17 protein-coding genes are annotated in these 16,672 nt (G+C 34.1%); 12 read left to right on the top strand and 5 right to left on the bottom strand.

The features are described 5' to 3' along the window. Positions 1-12 precede the first annotated feature (12 nt). The 6 genes from lolB1 to ribA are packed head-to-tail and all read left to right on the top strand — an operon-like array spanning position 13 to position 4,344. Positions 13-858: a lipoprotein insertase outer membrane protein LolB1 gene (lolB1, locus tag PGH12_RS14770; RefSeq protein WP_267599830.1), complete on the top strand. Its 846-nt coding sequence runs from the start codon at positions 13-15 to the stop codon at positions 856-858. Continuing rightward, entirely contained in the window at positions 855-2,408 is a 1,554-nt protein-coding gene (locus tag PGH12_RS14765) for a peptidoglycan DD-metalloendopeptidase family protein (RefSeq protein WP_267599829.1), read from the top strand. The genes lolB1 and PGH12_RS14765 overlap by 4 nt, the downstream gene beginning before the upstream one ends. A gap of 31 nt (positions 2,409-2,439) precedes the next feature. Next, positions 2,440-2,655, top strand: coding sequence for a twin-arginine translocase TatA/TatE family subunit (locus tag PGH12_RS14760; protein ID WP_267599828.1), 216 nt, complete (start codon positions 2,440-2,442; stop codon positions 2,653-2,655). Positions 2,656-2,669: 14 nt separating this feature from the next. After that, positions 2,670-3,281: a DUF4254 domain-containing protein gene (locus tag PGH12_RS14755; protein WP_267599827.1), complete on the top strand. Its 612-nt coding sequence runs from the start codon at positions 2,670-2,672 to the stop codon at positions 3,279-3,281. Next, on the top strand, positions 3,278-3,739 hold the full coding sequence (locus PGH12_RS14750; protein WP_267599826.1) for a hypothetical protein: 462 nt from the start codon (positions 3,278-3,280) through the stop codon (positions 3,737-3,739). Before PGH12_RS14755 ends, PGH12_RS14750 begins: the two co-directional genes overlap by 4 nt. A gap of 11 nt (positions 3,740-3,750) precedes the next feature. Further along, complete coding sequence (gene ribA, locus PGH12_RS14745; protein ID WP_267599825.1) at positions 3,751-4,344, top strand: GTP cyclohydrolase II; 594 nt, start codon at positions 3,751-3,753, stop codon at positions 4,342-4,344. 83 nt (positions 4,345-4,427) lie between these two features. On the opposite strand, the gene PGH12_RS14740 is transcribed toward ribA, so the two are convergent. Then, complete coding sequence (locus tag PGH12_RS14740) at positions 4,428-4,973, bottom strand: hypothetical protein (protein WP_267599824.1); 546 nt, start codon at positions 4,971-4,973, stop codon at positions 4,428-4,430. 116 nt (positions 4,974-5,089) lie between these two features. Here PGH12_RS14740 and PGH12_RS14735 point away from each other — a divergent pair, with 116 nt between their 5' ends. From PGH12_RS14735 to PGH12_RS14715, 5 genes are all read left to right on the top strand, one after another. Continuing rightward, entirely contained in the window at positions 5,090-6,820 is a 1,731-nt protein-coding gene (locus PGH12_RS14735) for a glycoside hydrolase family 3 protein (RefSeq protein ID WP_267599823.1), read from the top strand. A gap of 63 nt (positions 6,821-6,883) precedes the next feature. Further along, complete coding sequence (gene bshA / locus PGH12_RS14730) at positions 6,884-8,032, top strand: N-acetyl-alpha-D-glucosaminyl L-malate synthase BshA (RefSeq protein ID WP_267599822.1); 1,149 nt, start codon at positions 6,884-6,886, stop codon at positions 8,030-8,032. A gap of 110 nt (positions 8,033-8,142) precedes the next feature. Further along, entirely contained in the window at positions 8,143-9,417 is a 1,275-nt protein-coding gene (locus PGH12_RS14725; RefSeq protein ID WP_267599821.1) for a DUF2851 family protein, read from the top strand. Next, a complete protein-coding gene (locus PGH12_RS14720) occupies positions 9,410-9,631 on the top strand; it encodes a PspC family transcriptional regulator (protein WP_267599820.1) in 222 nt (73 codons plus the stop codon). The genes PGH12_RS14725 and PGH12_RS14720 overlap by 8 nt, the downstream gene beginning before the upstream one ends. A 2-nt stretch (positions 9,632-9,633) precedes the next feature. Continuing rightward, a complete protein-coding gene (locus tag PGH12_RS14715) occupies positions 9,634-10,146 on the top strand; it encodes a GNAT family N-acetyltransferase (protein WP_267599819.1) in 513 nt (170 codons plus the stop codon). A gap of 42 nt (positions 10,147-10,188) precedes the next feature. Here the strand turns inward: PGH12_RS14715 and PGH12_RS14710 are convergent, their stop codons facing one another. Next, the gene (locus PGH12_RS14710) at positions 10,189-10,935 is read right to left on the bottom strand and encodes a hypothetical protein (RefSeq protein ID WP_267599818.1); all 747 of its coding nucleotides are present in this window, start codon (positions 10,933-10,935) and stop codon (positions 10,189-10,191) included. Between the two features lie 182 nt (positions 10,936-11,117). On the opposite strand from PGH12_RS14710, the gene PGH12_RS14705 reads away from it, so the two are divergent. Continuing rightward, positions 11,118-14,261: a UvrD-helicase domain-containing protein gene (locus PGH12_RS14705; protein ID WP_267599817.1), complete on the top strand. Its 3,144-nt coding sequence runs from the start codon at positions 11,118-11,120 to the stop codon at positions 14,259-14,261. Between the two features lie 65 nt (positions 14,262-14,326). On the opposite strand, the gene PGH12_RS14700 is transcribed toward PGH12_RS14705, so the two are convergent. From PGH12_RS14700 to PGH12_RS14690, 3 genes are all read right to left on the bottom strand, one after another. Next, positions 14,327-14,836 (bottom strand): ferritin, encoded by a 510-nt coding sequence (locus PGH12_RS14700; protein WP_267599816.1) that lies wholly within the window; start codon positions 14,834-14,836, stop codon positions 14,327-14,329. 130 nt (positions 14,837-14,966) lie between these two features. Further along, positions 14,967-15,428 carry a DUF4890 domain-containing protein gene (locus PGH12_RS14695; protein WP_267599815.1) on the bottom strand — a complete coding sequence of 154 codons (462 nt, stop codon included), beginning with the start codon at positions 15,426-15,428 and terminating at the stop codon, positions 14,967-14,969. Between the two features lie 189 nt (positions 15,429-15,617). Continuing rightward, a complete protein-coding gene (locus tag PGH12_RS14690; RefSeq protein ID WP_267599814.1) occupies positions 15,618-16,604 on the bottom strand; it encodes a hypothetical protein in 987 nt (328 codons plus the stop codon). Between the last annotated feature and the right edge of the window lie 68 nt (positions 16,605-16,672).

The raw sequence follows: 16,672 nt of genomic DNA, 5'->3' as shown, positions 1-16,672 counted from the left end.
ACAAAAGAATTTATGAAAAAGTGGGGCTCTTTATTGCTGATTACAATGGTTTTGCTGTCGTGTAAAACCAAAAAAAATGCGATGAAAAATACTTCTGAAAACGATAGCATTAAAGTAGAAACATCCGACAATAATGATCCTATCGAAGCGGGAAAAAACATTCAGGACAGGTTGACTTTTTATGAAAACATCTACATTCACCCAAAATTTGATCAAATAAAAATCAACAGTAAGATTACGGCAGACAATATAAGAGTAAGCCCATTAGACGCAACAATTTATATCGAAAGCGACAAAAAGATCTGGTCAAACATCAATTTTCTTTTTTTTAATGCAGCGAGAGCGATTATTACACCAGAGGGAATAAAAGCTGTTGACAAATACAACAAAAATTTTATAGATTCAGATTTCGAATACTTAAATAATCTGCTCAATATCAATCTGGTCGATTACAAAACTCTGGAAAAGATTCTCATTGGGAGAACTTTTTTATCGGTAAGTAACAGAAATTCAAATATTACTAAAAATGCAGAAGGATATCAGCTTTCATCGATCGCCAACCAAAAAATTGTAACAAATGGTGTGGAAAGAGAGTATAAAATCGATATGCGATATTCTAATGATTATGATTTAATTTATGTTAAATTGCAGGATGTAAAATCCGATGACGCAGTAGAAATCGTATATGATGGATGGGAGGCTTTTGAAAATAATCTCAGATTACCTCAAAATGTTAAAATAATTATAAAAGGTTCAAAAACAAGTCAGATTTTACTGGAAAACACGAAATTTGGCTTCAACAAAATGGAAACACCGTATTCAGTTCCAGCCAATTATAAGAAAATTGAGATTAAATGATTAAAAAATTTAGCTTTTTAATAGGTATCTTACTGTTCTCGTTGCACTTCGGGCAAAAAAAAGAACAGTTGCAACAACAAAATGCCGAACTTAAAAAACAAATTGCAAAAATAAATGCTGATTTAGCAAAAACCAGAAACGAATCAAAATTATCGGTTTCTTACCTTACAAGTGTGAACCAAAAACTGGCTCTTCGAGAAAAGGTTTATAACAATACACAAAAGGAAAAAAGATTTATTGAAGATGAAATTTATCTTCGTCAGCTAGAAATTAATCGACAGAACCGCGAGCTGGCAGTTTTAAGAAAAAATTATGCCCAGGTTTTAGTTAATGCTTACAAAAATAAAGGTGTTCAGAATAAAGTTACATTTATTCTTTCATCAAAGGGTTTCGGAGAAGCGCTTAGAAGAGTACAATATTTAAAGCAATATTCTGATTATCAGGATAAAAAAGCAGCAGAAATTACCAATGCAGCAGTAGAATTAAAAAATTCTGTTGAGAAAAAGAGACGTTCTGCTAACGAAAAAGAAAATCTGCTGGTAAATCAGCAAAAAGATTTAACAACCATAAATGCTGAAAAGGCTCAGAAAGAGCAGTTAGTCAACGAATTTAAGAAGAACGAGAATAAACTTGCGGGCGAACTAAAACAGAAGCAAACGCAATCTAAAGCATTGGAGGGACAGATACGATCAATCATTGCAGAAGAAATAAGAAAAGCCAAAGCAGAAGAAGAATCACGCACAAAAGCTGAGGCTGAGAAAATTCGTCTTGCTAAAATTGCGGCAGACAGGGAAAAAGCAAGAATTGATGCAGAAAATAAAGCGAGAGCCGAAGCATTAGAAAAGGAAAGAAAAATTGCTGAAGCTGAGGCAAAAAAAGCAGCAGAGTTTGCAGCAAAAAGAGCCGAAGACGAGAGAAAAAGAAACGAGGAAGCTGCAAGAAGTGAAGCAAACTCAAGGGATGAAGCCAGAAAAGTTGCTGCAAAAAAAGCATCTGACGAAGCTGCTCTGAGATCCAGAGAAGCTGCAAGTAAGTTGGCTGCTGCTAAAGCTGCCGAAGTAGCTCTGGAGAAAAAATCTACTGAAGATAAAAAAGCAGCAGAAACAAAGGCAATGACTAATTATGGTGTGTCGACAGCGGCAGGAAATAATTTTTCAGCAAATAAAGGGAAATTGTCGATGCCGGCTTACGGGACAATTACTCACAGATTTGGAAGACAGCCTCACCCTGTATTCAAAAATATTGTAGAAGAAAACAACGGAATAAAAATTTCCGTAGCAAAAGGGACCAGCGCAAAAGCAATTTTCCCGGGAACAGTTTCTTCAGTGATGCCTGCATCTGACGGAACGAAAACAGTTTTGATAAAACATGGCGATTATTTCACCATCTATTCAAACTTAAGTAATAATACAGTATCGAAAGGTCAGCAGGTCTCTGCGGGAACATCTGTAGGTACTGTAGCTCAAGATTTTGACGGTACTTTCACCTTAGATTTCCAAATTTGGAGAGGCGATACACCGGTTGACCCGTTAGGTTGGGTTTCATATTAAAAAAATATTAACTTTGTAAAAATTTTAAGACATGTACACACTTACAATACTGTCATTATCTTGGCAACACATTTTGATCGTAGCGATCATTCTTTTATTACTTTTTGGAGGAAAAAAAATTCCGGAATTAATGAGAGGAATGGGATCTGGAATTAAAGAATTTAAAGATGCTGTAAAAGAAGAAGACAAGCCGGTTACCAAAACTGAAAATCCGTCTTCATCAACTACCAACAATACCAGCAACTAATATTCTCAGAATATATGAATTTTACCGAAACAGCTTGGCAAGTCTTCAATAAATCTATTGAGGACTACCATGTTTTAGACAACGTTGATACCCCGATAAATAATGCCTTCCCGGCTGATAGTTTGGAACGGATTTTGTATGCTAAAAACTGGATTGATACCGTTCAGTGGCATTTTGAAGATATTATCAGGGATGAAAATATAGATCCTACCGAAGCTCTTAAGCTTAAAAGAAGAATAGACGCTTCAAACCAGCAAAGGACAGATCTGGTGGAATATATAGACAGTTGGTTTTTACAAAAATACAAAGACATTACCCCGAAAAATGATGCGAAAATAAATACTGAAACTCCCGCTTGGGCAGTTGACAGATTATCTATTCTTGCCTTAAAGGTTTATCACATGTCGATGGAAGCGCATAGAGAATCTGCATCAGAAGAACATCGTCTGAATTGCCAGAAAAAGCTAGACGTGCTGCTTGATCAGAAAAAAGATTTGTCTACTTCTATAGATCAATTGCTTACTGATATTGAAAACGGTGATGTTAAGATGAAGGTGTACAAACAGATGAAGATGTACAATGATGAAAGTCTTAACCCAATCCTTTATCAAAAGGACCAAAAATGAAACGACTATTTTTTTTCGGATTTCTAATTATATTTACGATCAATTCCTGCGCTACAGAAAAACCAAATGTTTCTCCTCTGTCCAACGGTTTCTACAGTGAAACAAAAAAAACCGAGTCTGATTCCGGAATTGAAAATTTTTCTGTCAATATTAATGAAAATGTAAATGCTGCAGAGATCACTAATTTGATTTCCAGCTTTCCAAAGTTTAAAAATGCAGCAGTAAACGAAGAGATCAGCTCGCTGAAATATACTTTGCAGAATTATCTTTACGCAATAGATTCTGGAAACATATCCGGAAAAAATAAAACTCTTAAAAGTCTGGAAAAATCGTACAAAAAAATTCAAAAATTACGGAAATATCTAAATAAGGATGACGATGCAGTTCTTAACAGATATTTGGTACGTATAAAAACCAATGTTACTTTTATCGAAGATTCGATAAACACTAAAAAATAACTCAAAAACACATGATAAAAATTCAGGCGGAAGCAAATGTTCCTACAGAACACGGCAATTTCCGAATGATAGCTTTCTCCGAAGAATCTACCGACTGGATGCCTCATATGGCGATCGTTGCAGAAAATACAGATTTTTCTAAACCTGTCAATGTGCGTTTTCATTCAGAATGTATCACCGGTGAAGTTTTTCATTCTCAGAAATGTGAGTGTGGGCAACAACTTGATGCAGCAATGAAATATATGCAGGAAAACGGCGGAATTATTGTCTATCTCCGACAGGAAGGCAGAAATATAGGGATCATAAATAAATTAAAGGCTTATTCTCTTCAGGAAAAAGGTTTTGATACCGTTGCAGCCAATTTAGAATTAGGCTTGCCTGCTGATGACAGAAATTTTGCAGTCGCTATCGAAATTCTCAATATTTTAGAAGTTAAAAATATTAATTTATTGACCAACAACCCTGAAAAGGTGAAGTTTGTAAATGAAAGTAATGTCAATTTAAATTCAAGAATACCTCTACAAATACCGGCAACCGATTCTAGCCGAGGATATCTCAAAACAAAAAAAGATTATTTTGGGCATTTATTGGATGAACAGGATTAAAGTAGAATATTCATTATTTAAAAAAGCAAAGCTCCGGAAATTTTCCGGAGCTTTTTAATTATAAAAACTGAAAAGATTTAATTTTAGTTAACTTTGGTTAAAGGAACCTTTGAGTCATCAATATTGTAATATTTAATTACTGCATTATAATCATTTTTGTCAACAGTACTTGCATTTTTAGCTGCTTTTCCAGGAAGTAATACGATTCTAAATGTCTGGTTAGTCAAAAACTGGCTTACCTCTGCATTTGTAATTTGACTTGACTGATTAAAATTTGCTTCAGTTCTAATTTGAACATCTTCTGTAGTAAAATCAAAATTATAGTCTAATTCTCTTCCTACAGGCAAATTTTGAACATCATCTAAATAATATGTCTTGGGGATTAGCTGCCAAACTTTACCTCCACTTGTATTGGAATTAATATTTCTGTAAACAAGCACTGCGTCTGACGGCTGCAACGTAAGGCCTTGCTCTAGCTGAAAGTCATTATTGCTATTAAAAGTACCCGTTACGTCTCTTACCGTTAAAACGATTTGCTCTTGTTGTACAACGTCATCATCATTATTATCGCAGCTATATATAAAGAAACTAGCAAAAGCCAGTGTTAGCATTGGAAGAATTTTTCTCATCTTATTTAATTTAAAATTGTTAGTTATAAATTGGGAATCAAATCACATACCAAAAAACTGAAAAACTTTGTTTCTGCTGATTTTTTTAGTTGTATTTTTGTTCTTATTCAAAACTTATGAACAAAGTAGCATTTCAATTACTCTTCATTATACTGTTTATAAATTCAGAACTTTCAGCACAATATCGGCCGAAAAACATTTCTCATTCAGATCAAAAAAAAGCTCAGCAATGGGTTGACAAAACTTATGACGCTCTCTCTCAAGACGAGAAATTGGGACAGCTTTTCATAGTTGCTCTGTATACCAATAAAGATGAAAATCACATTAACCAGGTACGAAACATTGTATTAAACGATAAAATTGGAGGATTAATCCTAATGCAGGACGATGCGGCCAGAGAGATTAATTTAGTCAATGAGTTTCAGCAAAAATCAAAAGTTCCTTTGATGATCGGGATGGATGCCGAATGGGGATTGTATCAGAGAATTGCAACCGCTCACAAGTTTCCGTGGGCGATGACTTTGGGAGCAATTCAGGATAAAAACCTGATCTATCAGATGGCCGCAAAAATTGCCGAAGATTGCAAAAGAATGGGCATCAATTGGGATTTCGCTCCTGTTGTGGACGTTAATACCAATCCTAACAATCCGATTATTGGTAACAGAAGTTTCGGTTCGGAGGTTTCTAATGTAACACAGTCTGCACTTTCCTATTCTAATGGCTTGCAGGACAATAATATTTTAGCTGCGATAAAACATTTCCCCGGACATGGTGATACGAATACCGATTCGCACCTTGATCTTCCGGTAGTTGCGCATAATTCAGAAAGATTAAACGCTGTAGAATTAGCTCCTTTTAAAGCTTTAATGGATAAAGGAATTGGCGGCGTGATGGTAGCACATCTTTATGTACCGAGCTTAGAATCAGGCAAAGGAATCCCTGCCTCGATTTCTAAAAACATCATTACAGGTTTATTGAAAGAGAAATTCGGATATAAAGGTTTGATTATTACCGACGCTCTGAACATGGGAGCTGTTGCCAACAAATATAAACCCGGAGAACTAGACGCGTTGGCTTTCAAAGCAGGAAACGACATCATGCTTTTTTCACAAGGAGTCGCTGAAGGTAAAAAACTGATTCAAAAAGCAATCGACAACGGTGAAATTTCACAAAAAAGAGTAGAAGAAAGCGTAAAGAAAATTTTACTGACAAAATATTATTTAGGATTAAATCAATACACTCCGCAAAATCCTGAAAATGTGAGCGCTGACATCAATAATGATTCTCACAAAAAGCTGGTTCAGAATCTTTATTCAAATGCTTTAACTTTAATTAAAGACGAAAAAAAACTGCTTCCTCTTAACTGCAAAAACACTTGCTATTATGTTCCTTTGGAAGAGGCGTCTTATCAGACTTTCGCAGACCAGTTGAATCTAAACTCAACCGTTATCATTAAAAAAGCTTCGGAAATTAATAGTATTCCAGCAAATTCAACAGTGATTGTAGGTTTTCATAAAGATAACTCGACAGCTTACAAACCTTATAAAATTTCAAATGAATCTAAGAAGGTTTTGGCCGATCTAGCTAAAAATCAAAATGTAATTTTAAATGTTTTTGGAAGCGCTTATGCTTTGAAAGATATTGATTTATCAAAAGTTTCAACAGTTTTGGTATCTTACGAGAACAATGATGATGCAATGATTGCAACAGCAAACGCAATCAACGGAAAAACAAAAATATCAGGGAGGCTTCCTGTATTGGTCAGTGATCAACTGAAAGCGGGAATGGGAATTACTTTAGAAGTTCCACAGTTTTCAAAATCAACAGAATTCACCACATCAAAATAAATTTAAATTGATAAAACGATGTTCTATCGTTCTGTCAGGTTATTAATAAAACGAAAAATAAAGATGAAAATAGGCATACTTTGCTACCCAACATACGGCGGAAGCGGAATCGTGGCAACAGAACTTGGGATGTCTCTCGCCAATAAAGGTTATGAGGTACATTTTATAAGTTCGGCACTTCCGGCGAGATTAGATATTACGAACCCTAATATTTTCTTTCATAAGGTAAATGTTCAGACTTATCCGCTTTTTCAATATCAACCTTATGATATTGCATTGAGTTCAATGATTTACCGCGTTGTAAATCTTTATAAGTTAGATCTGCTTCATGCTCATTATGCTATTCCTTACGCCTACGCAGCGTTTACGGCAAAGCAAATGTTAAAGGAAGATAATAACGATATTCCTTTGGTGACCACACTTCACGGGACAGATATTACATTGGTCGGCCAACATCCAAGTTACAAACACGCAGTAGAATTTTCTATCAATCAATCGGATGCGATCACGTCTGTTTCTGAAAGTCTGAAAAAAGATACCCTGCAGTTTTTTAATATCAAAAAAGAAATTCAGGTCATCACGAATTTCATTGATAATACAGAATTTGAAGATCTCAACGAATGCCAGCGAACCCAGTTTGCCAGTCCAGATGAGAAAATTCTTATTCACGTATCTAATTTGAGACCGGTAAAACGTGTAGATGAAGTTTTGCAGATTTTCAAAAGCGTTGAGAAAAAAGTTAAATCTAAACTGATTATTATTGGTGAAGGTCCGGATATGGAAAAAGTAAATTCATTTTTGGAAGAAAATCCGGAATTGATTTCTAAAATCCGACTCTTAGGAAAAGTGAATGACCTTTATAGAATCCTCAGACTCTCAGATGTATTTTTGCTTCCTTCTGAACAGGAAAGCTTCGGTCTGGCAGCGTTGGAAGCCATGGCCGCAAATACTCCGGTTATCAGTTCTAATGCAGGCGGAATCCCTGAGGTGAACATTCAGGGCGAAACCGGATTTTTAGCAGAAATCGGTAACGTAGAGGCCATGAGCAACTACACTATCAAGCTTCTCAGCAACGAAGAATTATTAGCTCAGATGAAAATAAATGCAAAAGAGCAAGCCATAAAATTTGATCTTACCAACATTCTTCCTATTTATGAGGAAATGTACAAAACTACGCTAGCGAATTTTAAAAAGGATACCGCTAAAGTTTAAGACTTTTACATTAATAAATTACAAAAACTACTCTATGAGTAGTTTTTTTTTTCATATAACGATTTCAAAATCAAATTTTTCATACATTCGTGTTACACAAAACACATCCGATGAACGAAAAATTATTACAATATCTGTGGAACTATAAGATATTTGTGAATTACGATTTTAAAGATCTTGACGGAAACCCAATTGAAATACTAAATTTCGGCATTTGGAATACAGATTCGGGACCCGATTTCCTGATGGCAAAAATTAAAATAAACAATATAATTCTCGCCGGAAATATTGAACTTCATGTAAAATCATCTGACTGGATTTTCCACCAACACTCACAAGATCCAAATTACGACAACATTATTTTACACGTAGTTTATCAGAATGACGCCGATCTTCCAGACCTGCACAATAAAAACGTTCCGACACTCGAATTAAGAGAACATATCGACGAAACTATTTTCGCGAAATATCAAAATTTATTAAAAGAAAATCAGTTTATTCCATGTGAAAACATTTTTAGTGCTGATAAAATTCCGGTTCACTTTTACGAAGAAAGTTTATTGAAAAAACTTGATGAAAAATCTTCAGAGCTAGAAAAAGATCTTGAAAGTCACAAAAATAATTACGAAGCTGTTCTATTTCACAGCCTTTCCTACTCTTTCGGATTGAAGGTGAATGCGCATCTGTTTAAAGATATTGCGGTAAGTATTGATTTTGGTGTTTTTAATAAAATCCGGCAAAATAAAACCCAAACCGAAGCGTTACTGTTTGGAATTTCGGGGTGGCTTGAAGATCCAAAAGATGACCAAATGAAAATCTGGCGACGAGAATTTGATTTTCTAAAAGCTAAATTTGACATCTCCGATCTTGTTATCCGTCCGAAATTTCTCAGATTACGACCGCCTAACTTCCCTACCATTAGACTTTCGCAATTAGCTGATCTGTATTTTCAGCATCAAAATTTATTTTCAAAAATTATCAATGCAAAAAAAACTGAAGAACTATTCACAATTTTTAAAGATATAAAGGCATCAGAATATTGGGACACCCATTTCAATTTTGGGAAAATATCTCCTGTAGATCAGCCTAAAATTTTATCTAAAGACTTCATTGACCTCCTTATACTCAATACAATTCTGCCACTAAAATACACTTATCACAAATATCAAAACGAAGAAATTACAGATGAAATTCTCACATTTTACAGAGAGATTGCTCCGGAAAAAAATTCGATTATCGATGGCTGGAAGAAAATTGGCGTGAAAACAAAAAATGCATTACAAACCCAAAGTTTAAATTATCATTTCAAAAATTACTGTTCAGCAAAAAATTGCTTAAATTGCAGCATCGGATTTAAGATTTTAAAAGAGCCCCATCATGTTTGATAATCTGCGTCATAAAATGGAAAGAGAATGGTTTGGTGTACTCACAAGAATGGGTGCCAAATTCGGGATTCCTGTTTCTAAACTTCGTGTTTTTTTTATCTATTCTACCTTTGCAACAGCCGGGTTTTTCTTTTTAATCTATCTCGGGCTGGCTTTTACATTGTGGGTAAAGGACATTTTCATTACCAGAAGACCCAGCGTTTTTGATCTTTAAATATGGAATTTCTACAGATCACTTCGCCGGACGACTACCGCGTTCAGAAAATTTACAACTCTTATGTATCAAGTTTTCCTGAAGACGAAAGACGAGACTGGCACAAATTTTTGCGCCTTTTTGATCATCCGCAAGTTAAAGTAATTTCTGTTCTAAATGATTCTGAAAATATTGGTTATTTGATTATCTGGCAATTGAGTTCGTTTCTGTTTGTAGAACATTTCGAAGTTTTTTCTGAATTTAGAAACCAAAAATTAGGTTCACATATCACAGATTATCTGTTTAAAAATTATCCAAAAATTATTTTAGAAATCGAACCTCAACATCTTGACGAAAATTCTCAGCGACGTTTCTTTTTTTATCAGAGAAATGATTTTCATTTGATTGATGAAATGTATATTCAGCCAAGTTACGGTGAAGGCAAAAAGCCGCTACCACTTTGGCTTTTATCAAATTATCATCCTGAAAATATTCTACATGTGAAAGATGAAATTTACGATGTGGTTTATCACTAATCGTCAGACCAATTTTTCTTATCAAACAAAATTCTACTAGATTCATTTTTGTATCGGCGGCGCTTTATAAGTAGAAATTCTGGTCAAGACAGCTCTTTGAAATCTCATTAAATCGGCATCGCTCACAAAACCGTATTTTAGAATACTTTTCCGCTCAAAGCCGCCAGAAAGAACATAGTAAATAAAATGCTGGACTTGTGACTTTTCTATTTTTAAATCACTGAAATACTGATATCCCAAAGCTGTAACCATATAATCCATAAAATCTACATCGTCCCATTTATTTTTAATTTTTCCGATGACAAATCCCTGCCCTTTTGGCTGTACAAATTCTCCGGGTCTTGCTGCAAGAATTCTGGGATCAGATTTTTGCTTCATGTATACCGCAAGATCGCTTTTTAGTTTTTCAACCTTTCTTGGCGGATTCATTGTTTTTGTATCGACCTTTAAATCTCCGGTCAGTGCTTTTTTTATTTCGACCTCGTCAATTAATTGCGCGCTTCGTATCAGTTTTATATTAATGGGCGAAGAGAGATTTTCTTTGGTGACATTTGTACTCACTCTGTCGTAACCACTTTTAATGAAACGGAGATTATCTCCAAACCTTCCGGAAATCATAAAATGGCCATCCCGATTGGTTGCCACCCGCTCATCTGTACGAATGTTGATCACGGTAACATCAGAAATTTCCATATTATCTTCCGACAAAATCTTCCCGAAAATAAAATCCTGAGCATTGATACTTACGAAGAAGAAAAAGGATATAAGAAAAAGTAGTTTACATTTCACGGATTATTGTTTTATAGAGCAAAACTAAAGTAAATTTCATTGTCTTTGAGAAGTTTAACCACAGTTAACGCTTTTAATAATATTTTTTGAAATTTTCTTTTTTAAACTGTTAAAAACGTGTCATCAATTGTTAAAATTCCATTTAAATTTTAATTAAATTGCAGTCTCAATTCATTCTTTTCATGCAGAATTCTTATACCGTTATCAATGCTTCAGCCGGCTCGGGAAAAACATATGCACTCGTTCAGAGACTTCTGATGATCTGCTTACGATATCCTTATCAACAACATTCGATCAGGAATATTCTGGCTTTAACCTTTACAAACAAGGCAGCAAATGAGATGAAAGAAAGAATTCTTTCGTGGCTGGGAAATTTTACCGCTGAAAATTATGCTGAAAATGCTGATCTGAAAAATATTCAGATCGCTTTTGAAAATGAAGGCTTAAAAATTACAATTGATGAACTTCATTTCAGATCAAAAAAATTATTAGATTACGTTCTTCATAATTATTCAACTTTAAATATTGGGACAATTGACCGGTTTAATTCAAGACTTGTGCGTAGTTTTTCATACGAACTGGGTTTGGCCAAAAATTTTAATCTTGAAATTGATGCAGAACCATTTTTAATAGAAGCTGTTGATAAAATGCTCGATCAGATCGGAGAAAACGACAGCATTTCGAATTCTTTTATGGATTATGTGGATTACAGCCTTGATAATAATGAGAGAATTAACCTGAATAAAAACCTATATGATTCTGCAAAAGAATTTGTGAAAGATATTCATTATGAGCATCTTAAAAATAACAAAAGTTTTGACGACATCAAATATGAAGATATCAAAAACACACTTCGTAAAGAAATCGTTTCACAGAAAAAGCGTTCTTTAGAAATTGCAACACAATCGATCGAACTTTTTAAATCTAGAAATATTGATATTGAAGATTTCTCGCAGGGTAAAAATGGAATTGGAGGATTTTTTACCAAGATTTTAGATTTCTACAATAAAAAAAGGCCGGGTTTCCCGTTTCCAACAAACGAAGAAAGTGCATTAAATAATATTCAAAAAGGAGCGGCTACAAAATCTAAACATAAAGAGAGTGAGATTTTTGAAATTCTCGATACTCTTTTACAGAACAGAATGCAACTGATTCTTTTATTTATAGAAACTCAGAAAAAAGAGAAAATTCTTTCTGCTTTGCTTCCGTTAAAAGTAAATAAAGACATTCAGGATGAGCTGAAAAAAATTGAGGAAGAAAACGATCTGGTTTTACTTTCAAAATTTAATATTCTGATCAACGAAAATCTAAAAAATGAACCTTCTGCTTTTATTTATGAAAAAGTAGGTTCGCAGTTCCAGCATTATTTCTTCGATGAATTTCAGGATACTTCAGAACTGCAATGGCAAAATTTTGTTCCGTTGAGAGATCATAGTGTTTCAACCGACAATACCTCTTTTACGTTGGTAGGTGACCCGAAACAGAGTATTTACCGTTTTCGTGGTGGTGAAAGCAAACTGATGCTCGATATTATCAATAAAAAAGAAATTTCACCCAAAGAAGCTGAATTACTGATTTTAAAAGACAATTGGCGAAGTGCAAAAAATATTGTTCAGTTCAATAATGAGCTTTATCAATTTCATTCGACTTATCTTGAAGAAGAGCATAAAAATATTTTCGGAACTGATGCAGAACAAAATTCAAAATCTAAAATTGATGGTCGGGTAAAAGTTAATTTAATTGAAAACCAGACGAAAGAAGATTTTTACAATGATGTTTCCGAAAAGATGCAAAAAGACATTCAGGAATGTCTGGATAACGGATTTAGATTTTCCGACATTACGATTTTGTGTCGCGGAAATTTTGACATTTTCAGTTATTCTCAAAAACTCGGTAATCTGAAAGTCACTTATAACGATGAATCAACCAATATCAAAACGATTTCTGATAAAGGCCTCACCTTAGAATTATCAAATACTTTACAGGCGGTTATTCAGTTTTTGAGATGGGAAACCAATCCTAAAAACAAGCCACACCTCATCATGCTGATGTTTTACCTAAATCGTTTGGGCAGAATTACGATGACCGATTTCAGTTTAGAGATCAAAGAAATTCTTACGATCGAAACGCATGAGGAAATTATAGAATTTATTCAGAATAAATATACTTTAAAACTTAAACAGGATAATTTTCCGAAGTTTAATCTTTACAATTTCGTGGAATATTACATCAACGAATTTGCAGTAGAAAATAAAGAAACCGACTTCCTTCTCAACTTTCTTGAAATGCTTTTTAACTTTACCCAAAATGCCGGAGCAAGCACGAAAGAATTTCTGAAATATTGGGATGAGGAAGCCTCAAAACACACGATTCAAGCATCAGAAAATATCGACGCCATTCAGATTATGACGATTCATAAAGCAAAAGGTCTGGAGTTTCCTATCGTTTTTATTCCGCTGGAAAACAAAAATTCTGACAGCCAGTTTAATAATTGGTTTGATACTGACAGTGATGAAGCTTTGAAATCTGTGAACATTAATCAGTTTAATAAAAGTCTTGAAGCCTACGATCCCGAAATTGAAAAGTTTAATAAAATAAATTCCTACAAAAATTTTGTAGACCGACTTTGTCTGCAATATGTTGCCACAACACGACCTGTAGAACAGCTTTTCTTTTATCTTCAAAAAGCCAATAAGACTTCGAATAATCTGGAAATTCTGGAGTTTATTCAATCTAAAAACTTTCAGGAGCTTGATGAATTTGATCTTTATGAAACGCATCCTGAAATGCTGAAAAAACACAGCCAGCATAAAAGCTCATCTTACAAAACGAAGGAAATTGAAAATCTAAATAACAAGCACGAAAAAATCACCTCGATAAAAATTGCGACGCCTTCAAAAACATATCAGGAAAGAAATAAAAAAGTACGAACCGGAATTTTCGTCCACGAATTGTTATCTAAAATAAATACAGAAAAAGATATTCTGAAAGTTCTTGAAACTTACACTTTGGAAGGACAAATCACTTTAGCTGAAAAAGAGGAAATTCATAATGACTTAAAAGAAATCATCACCAAACATTCTGAATTTTTTGATGAAAAATGGGAAGTAATCAATGAAAAAGACATTATGATTTCTGAGCGTGGCATAAGCAAAATCTACAGACCAGATCGTATTTTGAAAAGCGATGAAGGATATATTATTGTAGATTTTAAAACCGGACAAGAATCTGAAAAGAACGAAAAACAGATTGCAACTTATAAGAATGTTCTTGAAAGACTGGGAATGAAGGTTTTGAAAACGCAGTTGATTTATTTACAGAAATAGTTAAATAAATAAAAATTTACGGCGGCACCTTTGGTGCCGCCGTAAATTTTTCGTCTTAGAACTAATTAAGCTTTTGTATCCGGCACGAAAACTCTGGTTGCAAGTTCCTGGTCAAAAAGATATAATGCGGAAGGATTATCACAAACCATTCTTATTTTTGTTACATATTGTGATGCACTCGCCTCTTCTTCTACCTGCTCATTGATGAACCATTGCAGAAATGAAGTTGTAGCAAAATCGCCTTCATCATTAGCATTTTTTACAATATTGAAAATGCTTCTCGTTACTTTCTTTTCATGCTCCAGAGCTTTTTCAAATATATCGACTGCATTTTCAAAAATATGCGGTGGTTTCGGTATTTCCCCAATGATAATTTCACCTCCTACATCGTTCAGGTAGTCAAACATTTTATCTGCATGCATTAATTCTTCTTTGCTCTGAACTCTGAAGTAATTGGCAATACCGTCGAGATCTTTTGCAAAAAACCATGCAGACATAGAAAGATAATATTGAGCAGCATATTGCTCGTGCGCTATTTGTTCGTTGATTGACTGTGCAATTTTTTCACTTACCATAATAAAAATTTATATTCAAAAATACATATTAAAAGGCTAATCAAAAAGTTTTGTGAAAATTTAGATTTAATATAAAAAGGGCAGAATTGCTTCTGCCCTAATAACATTAAAAAATCAAAACTATAAACTATCAGTTTATTTGCGGTTGAGGAGCAGGTTTCAGGCCATGTCTCATTTTGTGATCACCTTTCATTCCTCGTTCTTTCATCATTGCTCTTCGCTGCTCCATTTTTGCTTTTTTTCCGGCTTGCCATTTGTCATATTGATCCGGCGAAAGAATCTTTTTCATATCATTATCCATCTGCTGTCTTTTTGCTTTCATCTCCTCCATTTTCGCCTGTCTTTGCTCTTTATTTTTTTCAAAGCTGTTCTTCATTTCAGATTTTCTTTTTTCATGAAGATCTTTAATCTGCGCAATCTGACTTTGGTTTAGATTTAGTTCTTTCTGCATTTCAGCCATTCTTTCCTGCTCTTTTTGCTGCATCTTCTGCTTCATTTCTTCTCTGTTCACCTTTTTATCCTGAGGAACCTGTTGAGCCATTACAAAACTTCCCATTCCGATAAGCGCTATTGATAATACTAATTTTTTCATTTGATTTAAATTAATTAATTGGTTTGTTATATCTATTTGATATAGAATTTTGGAGAAAGTTAAATGTAAAATTCATAATTATTGTTAATTTTTTTTATCATATATTTAAATATTTAAAAAAATAAAAAGAGACCAGGTAATAAAACCTGATCTCCACACCACTCAAATATAATATATGAAAATAACTATCTAATTGCTTACTAAACCATTTCTAAAACCACCAGAACTTCTTCCCTCATTTCTGTTATTCTGCTGTCTCGGCGTACTGTTTTGAATTCTCGGACTTGGGCTTTCATTTCTCTGTTGAGATCTAAAACCACCGTTTCCTCTTGTGCCACTATTCTCTGATCGAGGTGTGGCTGCTCTTATGCCACCAGTATCAGACTTTCTGTTTTCATTATTTCTGAAACCACCAGAATTTCCATTTCCTCTTACTCCATTGTTACCATTGTTACTTCGTACTCCGTTATCATTTCTAAATCCTCCGCTGTTTCCGTTGCTTCCTCCTCTTACTGCATTGTTTTCATTTCTGAAACCTCCGGAAGAATTTCCGTTATTGTTGTTTCTGAATCCTGAATTTCTCACCACATTTAGCGTAGGATTATCATTTCTTCTGATACTGTTTCTGTCGACTCTGTAAATGTTGATATTTACATTTCTATAACGAGGCGTTACCCTAAATCTTGGCGAGTAATAAGTTCTTCTGTAATTTTGGAAATATACAATCGGACTTTGTCTGTGATAATAATTATTCTGGAAAACAACAAAAACTCTTGGTCCCAAAATTCTTTCCATTGCATAAAACCTGTCATAGTACCATCTGTCTGGGTTGTATCTGTAAAAATTATTCCAGTTAGAAAAACTTGAGTACAGATTATTCAGATACAAAATCTGATCAATTTGCCAACGGTTTAGTCTATTTTGCTGAAAAAATACATTCCAGTTGATGTTGACGATACTGTTTCTATAATCGCCATATTGACTTTGATAATAATCTTGAGGATAATAATCCTGAGGATAGTTGTAGTAGTAATCATCCGGAAAATATTCGCGGTCATCATCATCACTGTAGTAACCATCATTGTATCCGTCGTTACCGTAACCGTTGTTCGGATATTGCTGAGCAAACGACAAAGTCGACAAAGTCAAAGCAAATCCCAAAAGTATTTTTTTCATTTCTATAAGCATTAATTGGTTAATTGATCAGAACTCTCATTCTTATCTTTTTGATGTAAAGAAAAAAA

It is taken from the genome of Chryseobacterium sp. CY350 (assembly GCF_027945075.1).
Classification (GTDB): Bacteria; Bacteroidota; Bacteroidia; order Flavobacteriales; family Weeksellaceae; genus Chryseobacterium.
This window is presented reverse-complemented; position numbering and strand designations above follow the sequence as displayed.

What these genes read in the sequence shown, in the direction of transcription:
- PGH12_RS14690 (WP_267599814.1), bottom strand. Translation starts at nt 16,604, where the DNA reads ATGAAAAAAATACTTTTGGGATTTGCTTTGACTTTGTCGACTTTGTCG.
- PGH12_RS14725 (WP_267599821.1), top strand. Translation starts at nt 8,143, where the DNA reads ATGAACGAAAAATTATTACAATATCTGTGGAACTATAAGATATTTGTG.
- PGH12_RS14750 (WP_267599826.1), top strand. Translation starts at nt 3,278, where the DNA reads ATGAAACGACTATTTTTTTTCGGATTTCTAATTATATTTACGATCAAT.
- PGH12_RS14755 (WP_267599827.1), top strand. Translation starts at nt 2,670, where the DNA reads ATGAATTTTACCGAAACAGCTTGGCAAGTCTTCAATAAATCTATTGAG.
- bshA (WP_267599822.1), top strand. Translation starts at nt 6,884, where the DNA reads ATGAAAATAGGCATACTTTGCTACCCAACATACGGCGGAAGCGGAATC.
- PGH12_RS14740 (WP_267599824.1), bottom strand. Translation starts at nt 4,973, where the DNA reads ATGAGAAAAATTCTTCCAATGCTAACACTGGCTTTTGCTAGTTTCTTT.
- PGH12_RS14760 (WP_267599828.1), top strand. Translation starts at nt 2,440, where the DNA reads ATGTACACACTTACAATACTGTCATTATCTTGGCAACACATTTTGATC.
- PGH12_RS14695 (WP_267599815.1), bottom strand. Translation starts at nt 15,428, where the DNA reads ATGAAAAAATTAGTATTATCAATAGCGCTTATCGGAATGGGAAGTTTT.
- PGH12_RS14705 (WP_267599817.1), top strand. Translation starts at nt 11,118, where the DNA reads ATGCAGAATTCTTATACCGTTATCAATGCTTCAGCCGGCTCGGGAAAA.
- PGH12_RS14720 (WP_267599820.1), top strand. Translation starts at nt 9,410, where the DNA reads ATGTTTGATAATCTGCGTCATAAAATGGAAAGAGAATGGTTTGGTGTA.
- PGH12_RS14765 (WP_267599829.1), top strand. Translation starts at nt 855, where the DNA reads ATGATTAAAAAATTTAGCTTTTTAATAGGTATCTTACTGTTCTCGTTG.
- ribA (WP_267599825.1), top strand. Translation starts at nt 3,751, where the DNA reads ATGATAAAAATTCAGGCGGAAGCAAATGTTCCTACAGAACACGGCAAT.
- lolB1 (WP_267599830.1), top strand. Translation starts at nt 13, where the DNA reads ATGAAAAAGTGGGGCTCTTTATTGCTGATTACAATGGTTTTGCTGTCG.
- PGH12_RS14735 (WP_267599823.1), top strand. Translation starts at nt 5,090, where the DNA reads ATGAACAAAGTAGCATTTCAATTACTCTTCATTATACTGTTTATAAAT.
- PGH12_RS14715 (WP_267599819.1), top strand. Translation starts at nt 9,634, where the DNA reads ATGGAATTTCTACAGATCACTTCGCCGGACGACTACCGCGTTCAGAAA.
- PGH12_RS14700 (WP_267599816.1), bottom strand. Translation starts at nt 14,836, where the DNA reads ATGGTAAGTGAAAAAATTGCACAGTCAATCAACGAACAAATAGCGCAC.